Source organism: Nostoc mirabile CHAB5784, assembly GCF_020829645.1.
Lineage (GTDB): Bacteria > Cyanobacteriota > Cyanobacteriia > Cyanobacteriales > Nostocaceae > Nostoc > Nostoc mirabile.
The window spans coordinates 70570-92458 of sequence record NZ_JAIVFS010000027.1 but is presented as its reverse complement, the minus strand read 5'-3'; the positions used below and the strand labels follow the sequence as shown (position 1 = coordinate 92458).

Here is a 21889-nt window from a genome sequence, read left to right as displayed (position 1 = left end):
AATTAACTAATTGATTGAAATTCTGAAACTAAACTAAGCAGGACTCACTCGAATTTGCAGGTACTCATTAGCCAGAATACCTGCTGTGATTCTGTTCTTGAATTTTTAAATTTGGATTACTTATTCACCCTGTAGGGTGATTATAGTAACTTCTGGGCGGCAAAATAAGCGTCCTGGGAGGTAAGTTCCCAAACCACGATTGACATATAGCTGATTTTTTCCCAGATGATGTAAACCCTGTGCCCATTCCCAATGGCTGACTACAGAAACATTTTCTGACAAAAATGGAAATCGACGCTGCACTTTTTTAGGTATTTTTTCTGCAAGCTTGTCGTAAAAAAACATTGCAGGGCCAATTCCGGGAATCACGATTTGACCACCGTGAGTATGACCAGATAATTGTAAGTCAACTCGCCATGCTTGCAGTATCTCCGCAGTATCTGGGTTGTGGGATAAAACGATGCGGGGTGTGTCGGGGTTTAGTTGATTCATAACTGGTACAGGATCAAATTCCCGTGACCAATAATCAGCTAGCCCAACAAGGGGTAATTCTTTTCCTAGTGGATAGGCAATTTCATTCCAAAGGACGTGGATTCCAATGCTAGTAAGGGCATCGGTAACTTCTGTTTTTGCGTTTTTGTAATGTATATCGTGATTGCCAAGAATAGCATAGATACCACTGCGACTTTGCAGATGTTTGAGTCGAAGTATCAGTTGGTGAATCGGCGCCGGATCGTCAGTTACGTAGTCACCAGTTAATAAAATTAAATCTGGTTTAGCTTCATTAGTAAATGCGATCGCTTTTTCTAGCATTTCTTCCGATAGCCGCAAACCGTCGTAGTGAAAATCTGACAACTGCACCAGCTTCTGACCTTGTAACGATGCAGGCAACCCTGTAATGTTAACCGTCAATTTCTCTATACTCAACGGCCCAGATAACAACCAATGCATAAGACGTTCACTAAAGCTCAATCATAGCGCTAACAGCTTAACGAAACATCCTCGATTTGTGTGTAGAGATTCAGTACAACTTATTAAAAATTTAATGAAAACTAATCAAAAGCCTGAAATCTATACATAGTAAAACTTTTCAGCCTAAATTCCACTTTTTTGCACAGATAATTCGATTCAACCCAAATAAGAAAACCCCTCTGCTTTCGTCGTAGTAAAGTCATTACAACGCAGAGGGATTTCATTTTTTATTTTTGTATAGCGTATAGGCAGATTTTAAAGATAATGCTGGCAAAAAACCAGTTTCTCTGATGTTGTGTTTATTCTAACCTGCCTACTCAGTTCAGCCTAGTACAGTACGGCGTAAATAAACCACCCATTCCAAATCGCCAAAAAGTCTGCCCTATAAGCTTTTTGACTTTTGACACTTCGACTCCTTTCGACTGTGCCCTTACTTCGACGCCGCTCAGTACAAGTCGGCTACGCTCAGGACAGGCTCAAGGCAAGTCGCTCAGTGTTAACTTTTGACTTTCGCCTTGCGGTACTAGTCCCAATCAGGAATCTCAGCATCTTCTCCACCAACCCCGATTCCAGTGTTAAAGATTTCGGCATCAGTAAGATTGAGATCATTCATTGATGCTTTATACACATTAGAATCGTGAATCGTAGCGCGAGTAAAATTTACCCCGTTGAGATTGGTTTGCTTCAAATTCACATTGGTTACATAAGCTGATGTTAGGTTAGCACCTGCCAAGTTTGCACCAGTTAAGTCAGCACCTTCGAGGTTAGCCCCTACAAGGTTGGCTCCTTGAAGCTTCGAGCCTCTCAAGTCAGCACCAATTAAATGAGCGCCACTGAGGTTAGCTCCCGATAGATCACACTTGATACATGTCCCAGTTGAAAGCAGCTTTTCTAAGTCCTGCGGATTCTCGGCTCTAACCGAGGTAGTGAAAAATAGGGGAGTTGCTAAGGCCATGGCCGCTAATAGCTGGAGTTTCATAATTTTCCCCCTTAAATAATCAAGTTGCGTCCGTTCTGTCCCTCACAACTCTATTATCTCATTAAACTTCTTTAGGTCAATCTATCTCCTGACAAGTTAGTTGTGATATGAGACAGGGATAACGGTAATCTAAATATGCCGTTAATTCTGATTTTTGGCGATTTTTACTTGACAATCCTGCAAAAACTGCCAGTGTTAAATCACTGTTAAATCTTTTTAAAAGTTGCACTACTCGCCATAATTTGGCTATTTTGATAAGTATTTATACTTTTTAGTAAATACTGTTAGTTTTAGTCCTCAGAAATTCTCGCATATACTGATTAACCAATTCAGGTTGTTCTTGCTGCACCCAATGGCCACAATTGGGTATGTACTTGATTTGAAAATCCCTGACGTATGCTGCGGTGTCGTAGGTTAGTTCCTTGCCGAGTGCAGTGTCATTTTCTCCCCAAATCATCAGTGTTGGCACTTCCAGAACGCCCCAACTTGGATTTAGCATTCTCTGTTGAAAAATATTACGGTAGTAGTTCAACATTGCTGTGAGGGCACCGCGTTTTGCAGCAGCATTTTTATAAGCGTCAATATCCGCTTTGGTGAAAGCACTTTTGTTAACTGCTGTACCTTTAAAAACTGTTTCAATTGCTTGGTAGTCTGAAGATTGTAAAAGTAATTCTGGTACCCACGGTAGTTGAAAGAGGAATATGTAGTTGCTACGTAGCAACTGTTGAGGAGTGCGTAAGCCTTGGGCAAATTTCGCAGGATGAGGCAGGTTAAGAATAATTAATTGTGCTAACATTTCGGGGTAAGTGTATGCAAAATTCCAAGCGATCGCACCTCCCCAATCATGTCCAACTAATACACATTTTTGGTATCCTAATCCTTTAATTACTCCCTCAACATCTTTGATAAACTCATTCATTACATAAGCTGATTGCTCATTTGGTTTATCACTATCGTTGTAGCCACGCAAGTCAAGGGCGACGACTTTAAAATCTTGGGCAAATTCTGGTATTTGATGCCGCCAAGAGTACCAAAACTCAGGAAACCCATGCAACATCAACATTAAGGGGCCTTCACCTTGGGTAACGTAGTGTAGTTTTACCCCATTGGTAGTTATATATTCGTGTTTCCAAGAACTTTCTATTAGAGACATAATTAATCCCAATTCAGCATTAAAAAACACTAAATGATAATAATTTACTTAGCAAGTGTAATATTATTTTGATCAGCCTCACATCTATTGAAAGACAGTATTACGATAGTGATTTTTTGCAAAAATATTAGACAATTTGCCCTGCGGTAGATGTGAATCGTGGGTAAATTTTGGTAAAAGGTAGATATAATACTTCTCCCCAATTACCATGACACAACAGTTGACAAACCATGCTTCATTGTGGGTTGAGCGACTGGGACGATTTGGCTATATTTCCAAGGGAGTAGTTTACGGTATAGTTGGACTACTGGCAGCACAGGCAGCTTTTGGCAGGGGTGGTAAAACAACTGATACCCAAGGCGCTCTCCAAACAATTGTCAACCAGCCGTTTGGTAAATTTTTGCTGGCTTTAGTTGCAATTGGCTTGATTGGATACGTAATCTGGCGTTTTGTACAGGCAATTAAAGACCCAGAAAATAAAGGTAATGATGCCAAAGGTTTGGCAGTACGAATTGGTTACGCAGTTAATGGCTTGATTTATGCAAGTTTAGCATTAAGTGCTGTGAAAATCGTTATGGGTACAGGCATCGGTAAAAATAGTAGTGATTCTACTGAAGATTCGACAGCACGTTTGCTTTCTCAACCCTTTGGTCAATGGTTAGTTGGAACTGTGGGGGTGTTTGTAATTGCTCTAGGCTTCTATCAGTTTTATCAAGCTTTTAGTGGCAAATTTTGTAAAGAACTCAATTTAACTGAATTAAGCAACACAGAAGCCCAATGGGTAATGAGGATTTCCAGATTTGGTTTAGCGGCACGGGGTATAGTATTTTGTATTATCGGCTGGTTTTTAATCGAAGCTGCTAGACAATCGAACGCCGCTACCGCACAAGGTTTGGATGAAGTATTACAGACGCTAGCGCGACAGCCTAATGGAGCATGGCTTTTAGGTATTGTGGCGTTAGGTTTGGTTGCCTATGCCATTTACACAATAATACAGGCGCGGTATCGTCGGCTAGTCAATGTTTAGATGGTGCAGTGCCGAGAATTTCAATTTATAGAAATGGCAATAATAGAAACCCGTGGTATTTGGCTGACTACTACTGATAGTAAGGTTCTCAGGTCAAAGCAACGCATTGCTGAGGCGATGGATTTTCTGGCCGAGACGGGATTTAATGTGGTGTTTCCCGTTGTTTGGAACAAGGCAGTAACTTTATATCCTAGTCAAACAATGCAGCAGACATTTGGAGTCGAAATTGACCCTATGTCTGTAGGTCGTGACCCTTTAGAAGAAGTGATAGTTGAGGCGCGGCGAGTTGGGTTGAAAGTCATTCCTTGGTTTGAATACGGTTTTGCCAGTTCCTACAATTTGAATGGTGGTGTACTTTTACAAAAAAAACCGGAATGGGCTGCGCGTGATTGTAACGGCAATTTACTGAAGAAAAACGGCTTTGAGTGGTTGAATGCACTCGACTTACAGGTGCAGGAATTCTTCTTGAACTTGGTGCTGGAAGTTGTAAAGAATTATGATGTGGATGGTGTTCAAGGAGACGATCGCTTCCCTGCATTCCCCTCTGAAGGTGGCTATGATGAGGGAACTGTAGCACGTTATCATCAGCAATTTAATCACAATCCGCCACAGAACCCCAAAGATAGGCAATGGTTACAGTGGCGTGCAGATATTCTCAGTGATTTTTTAGCGCGTCTCTACCGGGAGGTGAAAGCGGTGAATCCTAATTTGCTAGTAGCGATCGCACCTAATATTCATGATTGGGCATTTCAGGAATATCTGCAAGACTCACCCACATGGCTGAAACGGGGAATAGTTGATATGATTCAGCCGCAGATTTATCGCCGTGACTTTAGGAGTTATTCTGCGATCGCTGATAAACTGGTAAACCAGCAGTTCACAGATGCGACGCTGCCCAAGTTAGCGCCGGGAATACTGATGAAGCTTGGCAGTTATTGTATTAGTCCAGAATATTTGGTGCAGGCAATTGAATACAATCGTCAACTTGGCATTCAAGGAGAGGTATTCTTTTTTTACGAAGGTTTGCGCGAGAATAACAATACCCTAGCTAAAGTTTTGCGAAATGGGCCTTATGCTAAGTCTGCATCATTTCCTACTCTGTCAGATTTGAGTGCGGGTGGTGTGAGTAACAAGAGGACATCTTCTATTTGGCAAAAGGTGGAAAGGTTTTTGAGAAATCTTTAGTAGATTGCAGTCGGTCTGTGATGGTCTTTATCGGGCTATTTCTCTTTAATATCAGGTTTATCCTCTTCATAAACCAATAAGTCCCCTGGCTGACACTTCAGGGCTTTGCAAAGTGCATTCAACGTGGTTTCGTCAATTCTGGTGAGGTGGCGACGAACTTTTAGCCTGGAAACCGATCGAGGATTCATTCCAGTTAAGAGAGCCAGTTCTTTGTTACTAATATTGCGTTCAGCCATCATGACTGCCAATTTCCATCGAATCACTACTTAAATGCTCAGTTAATATCCGTGATCTAGCAAGGCAGATGCTAACACTTTGTTTCAGCAATTATTATTTATTAGACCGTTAAAGTCTTTTATTAGACCGCAACGGTTGTAAAAATCCTCGATTCCGAATAAACTTGGTATGTACATATGACAAAGCGATCGCGCCTCTCGCCTGGACAACTTGAGTGCGATCGCTTGCTCACCAACTATAAATAAGGTGATACTAACTATGATAGAACCTCTTTCAGTTCCAGATTTACTCAAAGCGCCTATACCTGATGCACCTCAAGGCAAACAACCCGTCCGCCTTATAGCTTGCGGTGCTACCAAAAGCGTGAATAGTATTGTTCACCACTTGCATGTTCTTGGCTTTGCCGAAGTGAGCGAATGGACTCCACTTTTACCATCTCCTGTCAGTGGTGAGGTAATTAGAATCTTAATTCGTTACATTAATGTTAGCGGTTAAGACTTAAGTGCTTTCGCCTCTAGCTGATAGTGCTTAGGGGCGATTGCCAAAATTGAAACTACACAGTCACTTGCAAATGGAACGAGTAATTAAGACTCTCAAACAGGATTTACCTACACTTTTTAAAAAAGACATTTCCTATGACATTTATACACAGGATATTTATTTTAAAGACCCGGTAAATACATTCAAATATAAATTTAACTATCGCATTATATTTTGGACATTGCGATTTCACGCTCGGCTATTTTTTACCCAAATTTACTTTGATGTGCATGAGGTTTATCAGTCAGCCGAAGATACGATTTTAGCAAAGTGGACAGTGCGGGGAGTGTTACGCGTTCCCTGGAAAGCTGGTTTGCTTTTTAATGGCTATTCAACGTATAAACTCAACCAAGATAATTTGATATACGAGCATATCGACACTTGGGATAGAAAACCAGGGGAGATTTTACAACAGTTTTGGCAAAGGGGAGGAGAGAGCTAATTAGCTGTTAAATATTCGTTTTTGAGACGAAGAATAATTAAGATTGAAATAGTTTGTGAAATTTAGTTTAAATCACCTCTTCCTCTTGACTAAGATAATGATAAACTGTTGATAAAAGTTAAGGTCAGACAAAATGGAGAAAGCAGTAAAGTTAGAAGAAGCTCTGGAATTAGTAAAGCAGCTTTCATTAGTAGATAAGGTACGCTTGATTGAGCAAGTCGCACCACAAATCGAAAGAGAGTTGGCAATGATTCAGCCTAAAATGCGAAAGTCTTTGAGAGGGTTGTGGCGAGGTAGCAATATCAGTGAGTCAGACATTTCAGAAATTAGAGAGCAAATGTGGGCAAACTTCCCTCGAAAGGACGTTTGATGTCTAATTTGGTAACGGATACTCATGCTCTGATTTGGTATTTAGAAGATAGTTCGCGTCTTAGTCCTGCTGCTAACCAGGCTTTTGAGGAGTGCGAAGGCGGTGAAATTGTTATTTACATACCAACCATTTGCCTTGTAGAAATTGTTTATTTACAGGAAAAAGGACGTATATCAGCGGATATGAAGTCTCAGTTAGATGCTGCATTAATAGCTGGGACTAGTGGGATGATTCTAGCAAATCTTACAGATGAGATAGTTACAGCATTGGCAACAATACCACGAGACAGTGTTCCTGATATGCCTGACAGAATTATTGCAGCCACTGCTAAGTATTTGGGTTTACCTCTAATTAGTAGAGACAGTAGAATGCCTTTATCTGGGGTAGCTATAATCTGGTAGGATGAGAATCTTTGTAATTGGGTATGGCAAAGACTATTGGAAAAATGACCCTTACTTTTAACTCAGATATTTACAGTCAATTGCTGTCTCAACATCAACCTCGGATTATCAAGACAGAAGAGAAAAACGAGAAATTTTTAGAAACTGTTGAAGAACTGCTTTCTCGTTCCCATCTGACTCCTGAAGAAGATGCTTTGTTGGAATTATTGGTAAAACTGATTGAAGATTTTGAAGAGAAACACTATCAGCTTAATGTTTCAACACCTCAATCAAGGCTCAAGCATTTGATGGAAGCCAGGAGTTTGGAACAAGCTGATTTAGTAGAAATTCTTGGTTCGAGGGAGATTGTTGCTAAAGTCATTAATGGTGAGTTAGAAATGACGAAAGAACAAGCTGAGGCTTTGGGAAAGTTTTTGCACGTTGATGCAAGTTTGTTTATTTGTTGATTTTCTTTTCCCTATACCGCCAAATCTCGACAAAACCCTCAGAGTGCTTAGTCTTTGAGGGTTTTGTTATGTGAAAAATACTGAACTAAAAGTTACCAGTTAAAAGCTTTTTTCATGCCATAAGCTGCCAACCCTATAACAGCACCCGCTGCTACAACTGGAGCTGCCCCAATACCAATAGCAATACCAGCAGCAGGAGCGAGTACACCAATACCCCCTATGTAGCCGCAGCACCACCTCCTAGCACAGCACCACCTGCTGCAAATCCTGCTGCTTCTCCAAAATTATTGTCATCATTTTTTGTACTCATTATTAACACCTCAATGTTTTCTGTATCTATTCTCTATAGTAGTAGCTTTTATATCCAACAGTATTATTACTGTACTGAATATATTTTTTTATTAACTAACAAAACCTTTGGTCTATAAGCACTCTGAGGGTTTTACTGTAGAGAATTAGCTATATCGCTATAATCCCGCCCTCTCAGAACAAGATGTGGTGTGGGTGTTGAGGCGACCTCAAAAGTACCGTAGGGAGGGCAGTTAAACCAATAATGTTTTCCCACCAATTGGTTGATGATATAAAGTCATTAGCTTACTAGCATTTAAAGTTTCAACGGCATAAGCTTTTCCTGTTAAGTCGCTGAATTCTACTTCAAAAACTCCAGGTTCATATTCTTCTACAATCGTTCCTACTTGACCGCGATGCAATCCCAATTCTGGTAAGTCTTCGGTTAGGGCAACCACATCTAATAATTTCATTGGTATTACCTCATTGCTTAGATTATATAACAGGTGACTAGACGGGGGAAGCCTTCATTATTACGCACTATCCAAACGCTTTGAATAATTGCTTGTTTATCTGAACGATTCAGGAGAAAATCAATAATGTATTTTTGACCGTATGGATTCCTTTTACCAGGGATAGCATCATAATTTGCTACTGCTTGTAAAAGTATGGCTTGTAATTCTTCTGCATCATCTAAATTTAAGTCTAGTGCAGATTTAAATACACGGGCTTTGTGTTTTCTCTCTGGATGTTCTGGGTTGAGACAGTAACCCGCGATTTTATCTATTTCAACGATAGCGCATTCAGGGTTAGGAAGTTTCATAATACGTTTGCTACAACCTTTGACTCACCCATACTACAATTCAACAGTTAAATAAAAATTAAATAGTCTCAAACTAGGGATAAAATTTAGAGATAGGATGGTTTAGTTTTATATAATGCACCCTACTTTGAAAAGACTAAGATTTCATCGCCGGATACTGTTTCAAAACCTGCTGCAAATATTGCCCAGTATAAGACCTGGGATTTTTTGCAACTTCCTCCGGTGTTCCCACAGCAATCAATTCTCCGCCTTTGTCGCCACCTTCTGGCCCCAAATCTATCACCCAATCAGAACAACGAATTACATCTAAGTTGTGTTCAATTACTAAAATCGAATTACCTTTATCTACCAATCGTTGCAACACATCCAATAATTTGTGGACATCGTAAAAAGATAACCCTGTTGTCGGTTCATCTATTAAATAAAGTGTCTTACCTGTGGCGCGTCGAGATAGTTCTGTTGCCAATTTCACCCGTTGCGCTTCACCTCCAGATAAGGTAGTTGCAGGTTGTCCTAGTTGGACATAACCCAACCCGACATCAAATAAAGTTTGCAAACGCGCGATCGCTTTGGGAATATTCTGGAAAAAGTCTAAACTTTCTTCAACTGTCATTCTCAGTACATCAGAAATTGACTTATCTTTGTACTTCACTTGCAAAGTTTCGCGGTTGTATCTTGCACCTTTACAAATTTCGCATTGCACGTAAACATCCGGGAGAAAGTTCATTTCAATAACATTCACACCCTGTCCGCTACAAGCTTCGCAACGTCCACCTTTAACGTTGAAGGAAAATTGTCCAGGTTTGTAGCCCCTAGCTTTCGCTTCTACTGTTTGGGAAAATACATCTCGAATCGCATCGAAAATTCCTGTGTAAGTTGCAGGGTTAGAACGTGGTGTGCGTCCAATGGGAGATTGATCGATAACGATCGCTTTATCAATTGCATTCAATCCCTGAATTTTATCCAAATGTCTGGGTAAGGGAACTTTCTTAGTTAAATGGTGTTGCAGAGATGGGTACAGTAATTCGTTAATTAGGGTAGATTTGCCAGAACCAGACACACCTGTAATGGAGACGAGTTTACCTAGTGGAATGTCTACATCTATATTTTGTAAATTGTTACGATGGGCATTTTTAATTCCCAAACTGCGCCCATTTCCTTCTCGACGTTCTGCTGGTGTGGTAATTACTCGCCTTCCTGATAAATATGCACCCGTCAAGGAATCTTCTGCTGCTAATAACGCCTGAAAATCACCTTGGGCGATAATATTTCCGCCGTGAATTCCTGCACCAGGGCCAATATCAACTATATGGTTAGCTGCGCGAATTGTTTCTTCATCATGTTCAACGACAATTAATGTATTACCCAAATCGCGCAATTTAGTTAAGGTTTTGAGCAACCTGCCATTATCTCGTTGATGCAAACCAATACTCGGTTCATCTAAAACGTAGAGAACTCCTGTTAAACCAGAACCAATTTGCGTTGCTAGACGAATTCGTTGGGCTTCGCCACCAGAAAGGGTCATGGCGGGACGATCAAGGGTGAGATAATCTAAACCTACATCTAACAAAAATTGCAATCTTGCTTTGATTTCCCGGAGAACTAAATCAGCAATTTGTAACTGACGATCGCTCAACTTAAATTGCTCAATTCTCTCTCGACAATCTCGAATTGATACAGTCGTCAATTCTAAAATTCCATATTGTCCCAACTTCACCGCCAAGGCTTCCGGTTTTAACCGTTTTCCCAGACAAACTTCACACGGTTGATCAATTAAATACTGCTCTAATTTTTGCTTAACTAATTCAGAACCACCCTCATATTGCCGTTGCAAAATTGGAATAGCACCTTTAAAACTCTGCTTCCTCTGTGCCTCTGCGGTTCGTTCATCTTTCTCTCCAAACAAAATAATTTGCTGCTGTTCTTCTGTCAGCTTGCTCCAATTTGTCTGTAACTCAAATCCATAAATCTGTCCTACACTATAGAGTAATTCCAAATAATAAGAATTATCTTTTTCTGACCAAGGCGCGATCGCAGCATAAACTGGTGCTTCCCAGTCGGGTACTATCAAGTCTGGCGCAAATCTTCTTAAAGTCCCGATGCCATGACAGTGCGGACAAGCACCATAAGGTGAGTTAAAGGAGAATAATCGCGGCGATAATTCCTCCATTACCGCCCCATGTTCTGGACAAGCAAAGTTTTCCGAAAATACTAATTCTTCGTCATTAATCATTTGTCCTTTGTCATTAGTCATTTGTCCTTCGTTGGGACTAACAACAATGTTTGCAATACCACCCGATTGCTTAAGACACGTAGACAGAGAATCAACCAAACGCTCCTGAATATCAGGCTTTTTCACCAAGCGGTCAATTACCACTTCGATGGTGTGGGTAAAGTTTTTATCCAATTCAATGGAATCTGACAGTTCGCGGATCTCGCCATTGATCCGCACGCGGACAAAACCTTGAGAAGCCAGACTTGACAAAAGCTTACGGTGTGTGCCTTTTTTCCCACGGACAACGGGTGCAAGAATTTGGAAGCGGGTGCGTTCTGGTAATTCCATGATGCGATCGCACATCTCATCGATTGTCTGGGGTGCAATACAGCGATCGCATATCGGACAATGGGGTTCGCCAGCCCTACCAAACAACAGCCGCAAATAGTCATAAATCTCCGTCACCGTACCGACAGTGGAACGCGGGTTATGAGACGTTGACTTTTGGTCAATAGAAATTGCTGGACTTAAGCCTTCAATCGCCTCCACATCCGGCTTATCCAACTGTCCTAAAAATTGCCGTGCGTAGGCGCTGAGGGATTCCACATAGCGACGTTGCCCTTCAGCGAAAATGGTATCAAAGGCTAGAGAAGACTTACCAGAACCAGAAACGCCAGTGAATACGATTAGGCGATCGCGTGGCAATTCCAAGTCAATATTTTTCAGATTATGCTGCCTAGCACCCCGAATCCGAATGGTATTCTGGCTGTTGTGGCTGGGGTAGGGAAGATGTCCATTCAAGGATGCTGCTAGCTGTTTGTCTGACATATTGGGCGGCAAAGAAGGAGTTTCTTATGAAACAGTCCTTAATAATACTATCTTTAATCGGTTTATTGTAGAACAATAGTACTGTTTTAGTTAGTTGTCATTCCAGATTCATGGCGCAGACATCCTTAAGAGTCTGCTAATTTGGAAGCATCCCGATTAAATATCCTTCTGAGGGCGAAGCTATGGTATCGCAAATCCAACCGCCGACCCAGCCAGAGGTCATCTACCCAGATAGTGACGGACAACCAGTGGCTAATAATACCATACAGTTTGGCTGGATTGTAGAAATTAAGCAGAATCTAGATTGGCTATTTGCTGACGATCCAAATGTATTTGTCGCAGGGGATTTGTTTTGGTATCCGGTAGAGGGACGCAACAAAATTGTTAACGCCCCAGATGTGCTGGTGGTATTAGGTAGACCAAAAGGCGATCGCTTATGCTACCAACAATGGAAAGAAGAGGGAGTTGCACCACAAGTGGTGTTTGAAATTCTTTCTCCCAGCAACACCCAAACTGAAATGGATAAGAAATTACTTTTCTACGATCGCTATGGTGTGGAAGAGTACTACATTTACGATCCCGATCGCAATAATTTGCATGGATGGTTGCGTAGCGAGGACGGTTTAGATGTCATCCCCCAAATGGAAGATTGGGTGAGTCCTCGTTTAAAAATCAGGTTTGCTCCATCACCAGAGGGTTTACAGTTATATCGCCCTGATGGAGAACGGTTTTTAACTTATACAGAAATTTCTCGCAACGCCGAACAAGAACGGCAACGGGCTGAACAAGAACGGCAACGAGCTGAACAAGAACGCCAACGGGCAGAACTTGCAGAACAAGCCAGAAGAGATGCCATACCCCGATTATTGCAAATGAATTTGAGCATTGAACAGATTGCCCAAGCTTTGGCATTGTCAGTGGAAGAAGTGCGAACCCTTGCTCAGGAGTAATGCCGTGTGCAATTTTTTAATCGGGCCATTAGAAATTGAAGTTGTAGTTGAGATATTGTGATTATGCTAGCCAATACAGCCAGTTATGAAATCACTTGGGAAAAGTTACCTGATGATTTTGTTTTAGACAACGAGCCAGTGGATAACATTAATCAGCCACTCTTGGCTGCTGCTTTAACAGAAAGCTTGGAACTTGCCAGTAGACTACCCGCCGATGCTTTAACCATCACTAACTACGGTATCTGCGCCACCTTGAATAATCGATTTGTGGTCAAAGCACCAGATTGGGGATATGTATCATCTATTCGAGTCTCACGAGAAGAAGTGAAGCGCAGTTATACCCCACGACTCCAAGGTGATATTCCCCTAATTGTGATGGAATTTCTCTCAGATACCGAAGGTGGAGAGTATTCGAGTAAACCGACCTATCCCCCTGGTAAATGGTTTTATTATGAGCAGATTTTACAAGTGCCAAACTATGCCATTTTTGAACCAGACGGCGGAGTGTTAGAAGTTTATCGGCGAGATAATTTAGGATATTATCAACTGCAAACACCGGATGCAAACAATCGTCACTGGATTGCTGAAATTAATTTGTTTTTAGGCGTATGGCAAGGGAGCCGAGAAAACCGCACAGGTTATTGGTTGCGTTGGTGGGATGACAACGGCGAACTATTACTGTGGGGTTTGGAGTTAGCAGCAAAAGAACGCCAGCGTGCAGAGAGATTGGCCGCTCAGTTAAAAGCGCTGGGAGTCGAACCGGAGGTTTAACTCGGAAGTTCGACCTTTTTGCTCGGACATTGGTGTTTGGAACTCGGAACTTCCACCTTTTTGCTCGGCCATTGGTGTTCGGAACTCGGAACTTCCACCTTTTTGCTCGGCCATTGGTGTTCGGAACTCGGAACTTCCACCTTTTTGCTCGGACATTGGTGTTCGGAACTCGGAACTTCCACCTTTTTGCTCGGCCATTGGTGTTCGGAACTCGGAAGTTCGACCTTTTTGCTCGACCATTGGTGTTCAGAACTCGAAACACCGAGTTCTAAACCAATACAGTTCAGTTAGCGGCAAAAACCATAAACTGCGTAGGTTGGGTGGAGGAACGAAACCCAACCTACGACGCGGGTTTGTTGGGTAACACTTAAGTTCCACCCAACCTACGATTATCCTTAACTGTAGATTTCAGCTTAGAATCACTGCAACAATTAGGTTATAAAGTGCGATCGCATTTCTAATTTACCAAGCGATGTCTACGACGGGCTATTCGGCGTCGCCTGTTATGAATATTAAAGGGCGATCGCTTCCTCATCCTCCTCATCTCCCTCATCTCCCTACCGCCCCGGACACACCTTAGCCGCACCAGGATGGCTAGCCAAATAACCTTTAAGCCAACTGCAACCCTGCACCAGTAAATTATCTAAATTCAGATTCCACAGAATTATTGTGCTGTCTAAACTACCAGAAGCAAGAGTTTGTCCATCCGGGCTGAAGACGACGCTGTTGACCAAACTGCTATGCCCAATCAGGGTGGAAATTTCTTTGCCTGTGTCCCGATTCCACAATTTGATGGTGTTGTCATCACTGGCGGAAGCTAAAGTTTTGCCATCCGGGCTGAAGACGACGCTGTTGACCAAACTGCTATGCCCTCTCAGGGTGGAAATTTCTTTGCCTGTGTCCCGATTCCACAATTTGATGGTGTTGTCAGCACTAGCACTAGCGGAAGCTAAAGTTTTGCCATCCGGGCTGAAGACGACGCTCATGACCGGATTGCTATGCCCAGTCAGGGTGGTAATTTCTTTGCCTGTGTCCCGATTCCACAATTTGATGGTGTCGTCAGCACTAGCGGAAGCTAAAGTTTTGCCATCCGGGCTGAAGACGACACTGTTGACCGAACTGCTATGCCCTTCCAAGCGATTTTGTTCACGAATATTAGATAAAATTCTCTGTAAACTAAGCAAAGGGCTGTATGCTGGATAGTCTGCTAAAGATTGTTTATCCTTAACCAGACTTTTTAATGTTCCTGCCGTATCCATTGCTAATAACAGACCATCTATTTCCCTTTCATCAAATACTCGCAACGCATTTGTTCCGTCTTGTTCCAATCGCGTAGCCGTTAAAGCAACTTTTCTGTCTGCATCTGCCTTCTTTAGTTCCTCAAGAGAAGTTTTACGGGCATTGACTGCTACATTCAGAGCAGTTTGAGCAGTTTGTAATTCTTGTCGCGCCTGCTTTTGTTCTTGCCTTGCCCGATTTAAATCTGCAACAGCTTTTTCACGCTGCTGTTGTGCCTCTTGCCGTTGTTGAATTGCTTGATTTGCCTGTACTTCAGCTTGACTAGCCTTTTCGCTAGCTGCTACCACTTTGTTTTGGGCCACTTTCAGGTTTTGCTGTGCCTGATTCACATTGGCATTTGCGGCATTCAGTTTTGAGGTGGCATTACTAAGATTCCGTTTTACCTGTGCAGCTTGTTCCGATATCCTTTGATTGTCGCGTGATATTTTTTTATTGTCTGCTGATATCCGTTGGTTATCTTGCCTGGTTGCTGCGGTTTCTGTTTTTGCTTTTTTTAATTCGGTTTGGGCATTATCTCTTTCTGCCTTTGCTGTTCCTGCTTGTCCCAATTGATATTGAGCAAATATTAATGATGTAACTGCCCCCAGCACAGTCAGTCCTAACACCAAAGAACCAATGCGAATCCGTTGATTAGCTTTGTGGTTCGCCTCTGCTAAAACTTGCTTTGCCTGTTCCTCTGCTTCCAGCCTTTTCTGCACATCGCGCTTTTCTAATTCTTGGCTAGCAGCTAAAAACTGATAATCCAAATCACTTAAACTTTTACCGACTGCCCATTCTTGGGCATCGTGCAAAGTCTGTCCCCGTAACAAGCGCGACTCATCTTGACGTTCCGACTCAACCCAAGCCTTCAATGTATCGGAGTAGGGGCGCAAGTTTGCTAAAATCTTTTCGCACCATTCCTGTTTAAACACCTCCTTATATATACGGTTATAAATTCGCAGCTTCCCCTCCCGCTTCACCACCAAACCCGTCAACCGCAGTTGAGTTTGTTCAGGACTATCATCAGCTACTATCTCTCCCTGCTGCAAATGCTGATACAACCCCAACAATCGCCCAGTCCTCTGTTCCCCACTTTGCAAAATTCTGTCTCGAATCGTCTTCAAATGCTCCGGCTCATCCTGCGTCTCCCAATACTCAATAATCCGCTTTCTTACCACCCCTGCCACCAACCCCTCAATTTGGGATTTCTCCTCGTCTCCACGAGACGCGATAAATCGCGTCTCTACAGGGCATTCCTCAATTAACAACTTACAAACTTTTTGTGTCAAAAACGGCTGTCCTCCCGTCCAATTCAACACCGCTTGCATCAACTCTTGAGAATCACCCAGTTCTGCTAATCCCTGTGCTAAGGGTTGCGCCTCTTGGAGTTGAAAGCCAGTTAAATCAATTGCCTGCCCAATATTAAAAGGTGTCCGGCGTTTGTCTTGAATCAAATCTGAAGGTGTAGATACGCCAATTAAAGCAAAGGTGAGGCGGTTATATTCAGGATGGTCTGCTCGTCGGTTGTAGCAATCGCGGATAACGGCAAAAAAGTCATCCAAATTGAATGAAAGACTCAGAACGCTGTCAATTTCATCAATAAAAATAACAATCTTTTCAGTAATTGTTTTTAGTAATATTGTTTCAATAAACTTGCTCAAGTGCTGTACTGGTGAAAGCAACCCGTTATCAGTCCACCAAGTATCTAAATCAAAAGTTGTATAAATATTCAAACTTCCCACCAGAGTATCAATCACCCCGGCATACCACTGTTCTGGCGTAATATCTGCCGTCCCAATAGCTGTAAAATCAACAACAGCACAAGCAAATCCCTCTGTTTGCAACTGCTGCATTACCTGCACCCGCAAGCTAGATTTCCCCATCTGCCGGGAGTTGAGTACATAACAAAAATCCCCAGCCTTCAAGCCTTCATAGAGGTCATCGTCAGCTTGCCGTCTAACATAAGTTGGGGCATTTTGAGGTAGGCTACCACCGACTTGATATTGGTACTGGGTCATAAACAATTCAAAATTAAAAATTCCAAGCTAGTTTGGTAAAGGAGCATCCCAATGCAAGCAAATTTACCAAAATCGTTACAAGTCAATTGCGAATGAAGCGGAGCGGAATGTTCGCGCAGCGTGTCGCAGACAAGCAATCGCAACATCTGTACTTTGCGATTGCTTTGCTTCACTGCGTTCCGTACCCTTCGGGAACGCCAAGGGCGAACGCAATGACAAATTATGCTTTTCCATATTTTAGGATGCTTCTGTTTGGTAAAGTGTGTTAGTAGGTTGGGTTGAGGAACGAAACCCAACATTTTCCGGGCTTTGTTGGGTTTCACTTCGTTCAACCCAACCTACAATTATTCTTAACTTGAACTGTATTGAGTTTGGTAAAGTGTGTTAGCGCAGGAAATACGGCATTGAAAGTATTGGGATGGCGCGTTAGCCAAGGGCATAACACACCCTACTAGCGTGGCAAGCTTAAAATAGTGCATTAAACGTAGACGTAGGTTGGGTGGAGCGGAGCGCAACCCAACATATATCAGGATGTTGGGTTACGCAAAGCCTCCACCCAACCTACATTATTTTTGCAACATTTTAGCCTTGCCACGCCACTACAAGATTACGAATTACGAATTACGAATTAAATAAGCTAAGTGCTTTAAGACTTTAACGACAGTTTGTATGTCATCCCGACTATCTAAAGCAAACAAATCAGATAGAGCGTATTGTGTAGTTTCAGTTTTTAACAGTTTGATAAATCTAAATTCATTACCATTGGTGATAAACCCAAAAACAGGTTTTGCCGAAGTTGCATCTGCCAACATATAAGCCAATGCTTGTGGAATTGCTGGCACTAACGAGTAATCTGCTCGTTTTGCCTCAATAACGAGAACCCAAAGTGGAGGATGAAACACCAAGATATCAATACGTCCTCTGATAATTGTGCCTTCGTCTTCAGAAGAAATTCTTACCTCTTCTTCCGACGCGATGTAAAAAGGCGGTTGATAAAAACCTGCTAGACGTAATAGTGGAGATAGCACCACCATTTTGACTACAGGTTCTAAAATTTGGTAGCGGGATAAATGCAAATATTCTGCCTTGACTTGGTTGAGAGATTGCTTTTCTAAGTCACTCAACTCAGATAAATCTTGCTGCCACTCTGAAAAAAACTGTTCGTTGTCTGTACGTTGTAGCCCAAATTGCTCGATGAGTTGGGCTAAGGTTATATCTCTTCCTTGAATAAATTGAACCATTGTTAATCCTTTTAGTTATAGCGATTCAAAAAATGTTTGCGATAGATTACCCCACCCTAACCCTCCCTTTAGAAAGGGGAGGGAACCAGATTTCTGATCTCCCCCCTTAACAAGGGGGGATTAAGGGGGGTGATACCTGGATAAGCGGTGGGTTTTGTCTATGTGTCGCATTCTTTTTTCAAATTGGTATTAAATGCTAATTGGAGATGAAAGTCCTATTGCACTCCTAATGTACTTTTTTAATTTTTAATTCCCAACCGATTCAAAAAATATTGACGGTACAATTCACACAGAGGTATCACTTCATTACCTTGAAACTTAACTAACCCCATACTGCGGAGTTTAAACGCTTCAGTTGTGCCTACATCTACGGGGCGATTTGCCATCATCACTTGTTTAACCGCAGTTAGCAATTCTGCATCCTCTTGCAAATTCAGCCAATGGCGGCGTAAATGGTCACTGTAAGGCCCTTCTTGAGTTGCAGCGATTTTTTGCAGATTTTCCAACGTCATCCTACCACGGGCAATTTCATAAAGCGCTACCCGCACTAAATAAGGATGACCACCGACGAGTGTCATTAATTCTTCAATTTGTGAGTTAGACCAATTGAGTCTATGACGCTGTACCAAGTTTTGTACTTGTACTTGATTTAAGTCTGGCAACTCAATGGGTAAACCGACATTAAAAGGCGACTGATTTATATTGAGTGGAATATAAACTTCCTTAGAATGCACAATCACCAACCGGAGATTTTTCCAAACTGTCTCATTCTTTGACCGCTCATGCCAAGCTCGTAGTAATCCAAAAAAATCAGCCGCAATTATGGGATGCTTGAAGACTTCATCGACTTCATCCAAACCCAAAGCTATGGGGCTATTAATCGCGGGTAATAAATACCGTTGGAAATAATTTGTACATTTATTCTTGCTACCTAAAACACCTTTCCAATACTCGTCTAACTTATCGGGTAGATTCAATTCGTAGGTAATGCTGGCACAGAACCACTGCAAAAATTGATCTAAATTAGCGAGAAATTCTGCATCGGCTGACTGGAAATTCACAGGTGCTGTCTGATAATCATGTTGACTAGCATGATTGAGAACCCGCGACATCAGCGAAGTTTTGCCCATCTGCCGGGGAGCTTTGATGCGAATTAAGGCCCCTGGTTGAAGAATCGCTTCATAACAGTCTACCTCAATAGGCGATCGCTCTACATAAAATGCAGAGTTTAGAGATACCTGCCCTTCTGGATTTTCTAAGGATACTGCTGTTTTTATCTCAATATCTGGAATCGTTTCGTTAGCAGAGATAGCACCTTGGGGATTGTTCCGACTTTTCAGTACTGGGGTGGAAGACTCTGGAATACTTTCTAAATCAATAGCGCTACAGCCAAACTCGTAAGCATCCTCATAAGACCTATCAGCGCCCAGTGCATCATAAAAGCCTACCGCAAATTTAATCGCCGCCTTATCCCCAATTGCCCGATTCATCCCAACCACACAATTAATGTGTTGGTAAATTGCCTCAGCTTGTACCTCGCTATAGCAGGCATTTAATAATACACACTCAACTTTGTCTTTAAATAATTTAAATAGCCTTGCCAGTGACTCTGTACTCACCAGCTGCATTTGCCCTGTATTATTTTCCAAGGCTAAACCTTGATTTCCTCCACCATGTCCAGAAAAATGGATGATATGAGGATTATGATCTAAAAGCGCACGCCGCAAATCGTCAGGCCGCACTGCCCATTTAGTAATCAGTTCAAACTTATCTCGGCTGCGAGAGCGTTGCAACCCTTCCTGAATTTCCCTTACTTCCTCGTCCAAGCGTAGTTTATCCGTCGTCGTGGGATTAGCTGACACAATCAGGATTCTTTTCACAGCGCTATCAACTATTGAATGCAGGCTTCTGGCTTAGATGTAGTTTACTACAGCAGATAACAAGACTATTACTGATAGTGCATTACCGTTAACGAGTATTTGAACTGGATTAATCCACCTCTGAACTCCGTTGACGAGTATTTGAACTGGATGAATCCACCTTTGAACTGGGTTAACGAGTCTTTGAACTGGATGAATCCACCTCTGAACTGGGTTAACGAGTCTTTGAACTGGATGAATCCACCTCTGAACTGGGTTAACGAGTCTTTGAACTGGATGAATCCACCTCTGAACTGGGTTAACGAGTCTTTGAACTGGATGAATCCACCTTTGAACTCCGTTGACGAGTCTTGGAACTGGATTCATCCACCTTTGAACTCGGTTAATGAGTTGTTTATACTCCAATACAGTTCAGTTAGTGATGTTTGACCTCGGAAGATCCCCCCAACCCCCCTTAAAAAAGGGGGCTTAGTTCCCTCCTTTTTAAGGAGGGTTAGGGAGGATCAAGCCTTAACTGAACTGTATTGGTTTATACTCATGAAAATAACAGCAATTTTCAGAAGTGTGGAATACACATAATTGTAGGGGCACAATATATTGTGCCCCTACAGGTGTACTCTGTTCAATTGAAAACCGCTGTAATCCTTAGCCAGATGCGACCTAATTAATCTTAATCTCCGGTTTTTTCTTGGCAACCTGAGCTTAAATCAAAACTTTGACATTCTGTAGCTTCCAGTAATTGCCTAACCGGATTACCAGGCTGACAACTCATCAAAGTTGCCCCCATCGCAGCCAGTGTAACAACAGTAGCTAGTCCCAACCAAGTAGCTCGTTTTCTAGGTTTGATTGTCCTGATTAAATTATCTATCCCAGTGGCACTACCAACAACTTCAATTGACCCAAGTGCTTTTAAAGCAATAGCCGCATTAGCATAGCGACGTTTTCGGTTGCGTTCCACCATTTTCATCAACCACCGCCGGAAACGGGGACTGATTTGAGGAACTAATTGCTGGAAATTAAAGCGATAGTTATCATCAATTAATTTCCCAATTTCAACAGAACGAGTATTAGTAAGTAAGCAAATCAGCGTTGCTCCTAAACTATATAAATCTGATGCCTCAGTCAGGGAATGACCAAACTGTTCCTCTGGTGGCATAAAACCTGGGGTTCCTGCTACAAAGCTGCTCAGAGCTACTTTTGCACCCTGTATTCTAGCCAAACCAAAATCAACCAGATAAGCATTTAGTTGCTCATCAACCAAAATATTCTCTGGCTTAATATCCCGATGAATAATTGGCGGAATTTGCTTTTGTAGATAAACCAAAATCTCTAAAATTGACAAAGCAATTTGCTTTATTTCTTCTGGATTAAAGCCGCTCGTTAAGCTTAAAGATGGGGCATTTTTGTATTCCTGCACCAGATAAAAAGCCCCTGGTATTTCAAAAGAATCTACATAGCGAGGGATGCGAGAATGATTGAGTTGCTGCAAAATTTCGATTTCGCGCTGATATGCTTTCACACCTGACAAATCAGCATCCGCACGAGCAAAACAAAACTCTTTAATCACCACCTGTTGCTTAGAGTTGAGGACATTAGCTAAGTAAGTAATGCGTCCCCCTTCTCGGTTGCGTCCTAGTTCGCTGATAACTTGATAGCCTTGTTTGGAAAAATCTGGATGGTGATTTAAGGGAATTACCCCTTTATGTCCATTACGCACATCAAGCTCCATTACACACCATACGAGTTTGATAAGAGGCAGGGGGCAGGGGGTAAGGGAAAAGGTACAAACCTTGCCGAATTGTGGGCAAAAGTCCCCCGGCTCCTTTTCTCACTCTTGGTTGAAGC

General features: G+C 42.1%; 22 protein-coding genes. 10 read left to right on the top strand and 12 right to left on the bottom strand.

The features are described from left to right. Positions 1-120 precede the first annotated feature (120 nt). The 3 genes from LC653_RS18905 to LC653_RS18895 form a co-directional block, all read right to left on the bottom strand. Positions 121-951 (bottom strand): metallophosphoesterase, encoded by an 831-nt coding sequence (locus LC653_RS18905; protein WP_229496093.1) that lies wholly within the window; start codon positions 949-951, stop codon positions 121-123. A gap of 544 nt (positions 952-1495) precedes the next feature. Beyond that, entirely contained in the window at positions 1496-1951 is a 456-nt protein-coding gene (locus LC653_RS18900; protein WP_229496091.1) for a pentapeptide repeat-containing protein, read from the bottom strand. A 271-nt stretch (positions 1952-2222) separates the two neighbouring features. After that, positions 2223-3104: an alpha/beta fold hydrolase gene (locus LC653_RS18895; protein WP_229496089.1), complete on the bottom strand. Its 882-nt coding sequence runs from the start codon at positions 3102-3104 to the stop codon at positions 2223-2225. Positions 3105-3312: 208 nt separating this feature from the next. Here LC653_RS18895 and LC653_RS18890 point away from each other — a divergent pair, with 208 nt between their 5' ends. Continuing rightward, entirely contained in the window at positions 3313-4131 is an 819-nt protein-coding gene (locus tag LC653_RS18890) for a DUF1206 domain-containing protein (RefSeq protein ID WP_229496087.1), read from the top strand. A 33-nt stretch (positions 4132-4164) separates the two neighbouring features. Next, positions 4165-5316, top strand: coding sequence for a glycoside hydrolase family 10-like protein (locus LC653_RS18885; RefSeq protein WP_229496085.1), 1152 nt, complete (start codon positions 4165-4167; stop codon positions 5314-5316). Positions 5317-5351: 35 nt separating this feature from the next. On the opposite strand, the gene LC653_RS18880 is transcribed toward LC653_RS18885, so the two are convergent. Then, entirely contained in the window at positions 5352-5579 is a 228-nt protein-coding gene (locus LC653_RS18880; protein ID WP_229458305.1) for a helix-turn-helix domain-containing protein, read from the bottom strand. 232 nt (positions 5580-5811) lie between these two features. On the opposite strand from LC653_RS18880, the gene LC653_RS18875 reads away from it, so the two are divergent. The 5 genes from LC653_RS18875 to LC653_RS18855 all read left to right on the top strand — a co-directional run bounded on the left by LC653_RS18875 (position 5812) and on the right by LC653_RS18855 (position 7752). Further along, entirely contained in the window at positions 5812-6048 is a 237-nt protein-coding gene (locus LC653_RS18875) for a hypothetical protein (RefSeq protein WP_229496083.1), read from the top strand. Positions 6049-6124: 76 nt separating this feature from the next. Then, complete coding sequence (locus LC653_RS18870) at positions 6125-6535, top strand: C6orf136 family protein (RefSeq protein WP_229496115.1); 411 nt, start codon at positions 6125-6127, stop codon at positions 6533-6535. A gap of 133 nt (positions 6536-6668) precedes the next feature. Further along, a complete protein-coding gene (locus tag LC653_RS18865) occupies positions 6669-6905 on the top strand; it encodes a hypothetical protein (RefSeq protein ID WP_229496082.1) in 237 nt (78 codons plus the stop codon). Further along, positions 6905-7306 carry a type II toxin-antitoxin system VapC family toxin gene (locus LC653_RS18860; protein WP_229496081.1) on the top strand — a complete coding sequence of 134 codons (402 nt, stop codon included), beginning with the start codon at positions 6905-6907 and terminating at the stop codon, positions 7304-7306. Before LC653_RS18865 ends, LC653_RS18860 begins: the two co-directional genes overlap by 1 nt. Before the next feature lie 44 nt (positions 7307-7350). Continuing rightward, positions 7351-7752, top strand: coding sequence for a helix-turn-helix domain-containing protein (locus tag LC653_RS18855; RefSeq protein WP_229496080.1), 402 nt, complete (start codon positions 7351-7353; stop codon positions 7750-7752). 542 nt (positions 7753-8294) lie between these two features. Here LC653_RS18855 and LC653_RS18850 read toward each other — a convergent pair. The 3 genes from LC653_RS18850 to uvrA all read right to left on the bottom strand — a co-directional run bounded on the left by LC653_RS18850 (position 8295) and on the right by uvrA (position 11906). Beyond that, positions 8295-8513 (bottom strand): DUF4926 domain-containing protein, encoded by a 219-nt coding sequence (locus tag LC653_RS18850; RefSeq protein WP_229496079.1) that lies wholly within the window; start codon positions 8511-8513, stop codon positions 8295-8297. A 17-nt stretch (positions 8514-8530) separates the two neighbouring features. Further along, positions 8531-8863, bottom strand: coding sequence for a DUF6883 domain-containing protein (locus LC653_RS18845; RefSeq protein WP_229496078.1), 333 nt, complete (start codon positions 8861-8863; stop codon positions 8531-8533). Between the two features lie 136 nt (positions 8864-8999). Beyond that, complete coding sequence (gene uvrA / locus LC653_RS18840) at positions 9000-11906, bottom strand: excinuclease ABC subunit UvrA (RefSeq protein ID WP_229496077.1); 2907 nt, start codon at positions 11904-11906, stop codon at positions 9000-9002. 182 nt (positions 11907-12088) lie between these two features. Between uvrA and LC653_RS18835 the strand changes: the two genes are divergently transcribed. The 3 genes from LC653_RS18835 to LC653_RS18825 all read left to right on the top strand — a co-directional run bounded on the left by LC653_RS18835 (position 12089) and on the right by LC653_RS18825 (position 13918). Continuing rightward, positions 12089-12856 (top strand): Uma2 family endonuclease, encoded by a 768-nt coding sequence (locus tag LC653_RS18835; protein WP_229496076.1) that lies wholly within the window; start codon positions 12089-12091, stop codon positions 12854-12856. 63 nt (positions 12857-12919) lie between these two features. Next, a complete protein-coding gene (locus tag LC653_RS18830) occupies positions 12920-13627 on the top strand; it encodes a Uma2 family endonuclease (protein ID WP_229496075.1) in 708 nt (235 codons plus the stop codon). 36 nt (positions 13628-13663) lie between these two features. Beyond that, complete coding sequence (locus LC653_RS18825) at positions 13664-13918, top strand: hypothetical protein (RefSeq protein ID WP_229496074.1); 255 nt, start codon at positions 13664-13666, stop codon at positions 13916-13918. 266 nt (positions 13919-14184) lie between these two features. On the opposite strand, the gene LC653_RS18820 is transcribed toward LC653_RS18825, so the two are convergent. From LC653_RS18820 to LC653_RS18800, 5 genes are all read right to left on the bottom strand, one after another. Further along, a complete protein-coding gene (locus LC653_RS18820; RefSeq protein WP_308189102.1) occupies positions 14185-16923 on the bottom strand; it encodes an AAA-like domain-containing protein in 2739 nt (912 codons plus the stop codon). 614 nt (positions 16924-17537) lie between these two features. Next, on the bottom strand, positions 17538-18164 hold the full coding sequence (locus LC653_RS18815; protein WP_229496073.1) for a type I restriction enzyme HsdR N-terminal domain-containing protein: 627 nt from the start codon (positions 18162-18164) through the stop codon (positions 17538-17540). Between the two features lie 239 nt (positions 18165-18403). Next, entirely contained in the window at positions 18404-20044 is a 1641-nt protein-coding gene (locus LC653_RS18810) for an AAA-like domain-containing protein (protein ID WP_229496072.1), read from the bottom strand. Between the two features lie 33 nt (positions 20045-20077). Further along, entirely contained in the window at positions 20078-20410 is a 333-nt protein-coding gene (locus tag LC653_RS18805) for a hypothetical protein (RefSeq protein ID WP_229496070.1), read from the bottom strand. A gap of 304 nt (positions 20411-20714) precedes the next feature. Next, positions 20715-21773 (bottom strand): serine/threonine protein kinase, encoded by a 1059-nt coding sequence (locus tag LC653_RS18800; protein WP_229496069.1) that lies wholly within the window; start codon positions 21771-21773, stop codon positions 20715-20717. Positions 21774-21889: the final 116 nt, after the last annotated feature.

Excerpts from the sequence above, each read along its gene's own strand:
- LC653_RS18905 (WP_229496093.1), bottom strand. The coding sequence starts at position 951 with ATGCATTGGTTGTTATCTGGGCCGTTGAGTATAGAGAAATTGACGGTT.
- LC653_RS18900 (WP_229496091.1), bottom strand. The coding sequence starts at position 1,951 with ATGAAACTCCAGCTATTAGCGGCCATGGCCTTAGCAACTCCCCTATTT.
- LC653_RS18895 (WP_229496089.1), bottom strand. The coding sequence starts at position 3,104 with ATGTCTCTAATAGAAAGTTCTTGGAAACACGAATATATAACTACCAAT.
- LC653_RS18890 (WP_229496087.1), top strand. The coding sequence starts at position 3,313 with ATGACACAACAGTTGACAAACCATGCTTCATTGTGGGTTGAGCGACTG.
- LC653_RS18885 (WP_229496085.1), top strand. The coding sequence starts at position 4,165 with ATGGCAATAATAGAAACCCGTGGTATTTGGCTGACTACTACTGATAGT.
- LC653_RS18875 (WP_229496083.1), top strand. The coding sequence starts at position 5,812 with ATGATAGAACCTCTTTCAGTTCCAGATTTACTCAAAGCGCCTATACCT.
- LC653_RS18870 (WP_229496115.1), top strand. The coding sequence starts at position 6,125 with ATGGAACGAGTAATTAAGACTCTCAAACAGGATTTACCTACACTTTTT.
- LC653_RS18865 (WP_229496082.1), top strand. The coding sequence starts at position 6,669 with ATGGAGAAAGCAGTAAAGTTAGAAGAAGCTCTGGAATTAGTAAAGCAG.
- LC653_RS18860 (WP_229496081.1), top strand. The coding sequence starts at position 6,905 with ATGTCTAATTTGGTAACGGATACTCATGCTCTGATTTGGTATTTAGAA.
- LC653_RS18855 (WP_229496080.1), top strand. The coding sequence starts at position 7,351 with ATGACCCTTACTTTTAACTCAGATATTTACAGTCAATTGCTGTCTCAA.
- LC653_RS18850 (WP_229496079.1), bottom strand. The coding sequence starts at position 8,513 with ATGAAATTATTAGATGTGGTTGCCCTAACCGAAGACTTACCAGAATTG.
- LC653_RS18845 (WP_229496078.1), bottom strand. The coding sequence starts at position 8,863 with ATGAAACTTCCTAACCCTGAATGCGCTATCGTTGAAATAGATAAAATC.
- uvrA (WP_229496077.1), bottom strand. The coding sequence starts at position 11,906 with ATGTCAGACAAACAGCTAGCAGCATCCTTGAATGGACATCTTCCCTAC.
- LC653_RS18835 (WP_229496076.1), top strand. The coding sequence starts at position 12,089 with ATGGTATCGCAAATCCAACCGCCGACCCAGCCAGAGGTCATCTACCCA.
- LC653_RS18830 (WP_229496075.1), top strand. The coding sequence starts at position 12,920 with ATGCTAGCCAATACAGCCAGTTATGAAATCACTTGGGAAAAGTTACCT.
- LC653_RS18820 (WP_308189102.1), bottom strand. The coding sequence starts at position 16,923 with ATGACCCAGTACCAATATCAAGTCGGTGGTAGCCTACCTCAAAATGCC.
- LC653_RS18815 (WP_229496073.1), bottom strand. The coding sequence starts at position 18,164 with ATGGTTCAATTTATTCAAGGAAGAGATATAACCTTAGCCCAACTCATC.
- LC653_RS18805 (WP_229496070.1), bottom strand. The coding sequence starts at position 20,410 with ATGAATCCAGTTCCAAGACTCGTCAACGGAGTTCAAAGGTGGATTCAT.
- LC653_RS18800 (WP_229496069.1), bottom strand. The coding sequence starts at position 21,773 with ATGGAGCTTGATGTGCGTAATGGACATAAAGGGGTAATTCCCTTAAAT.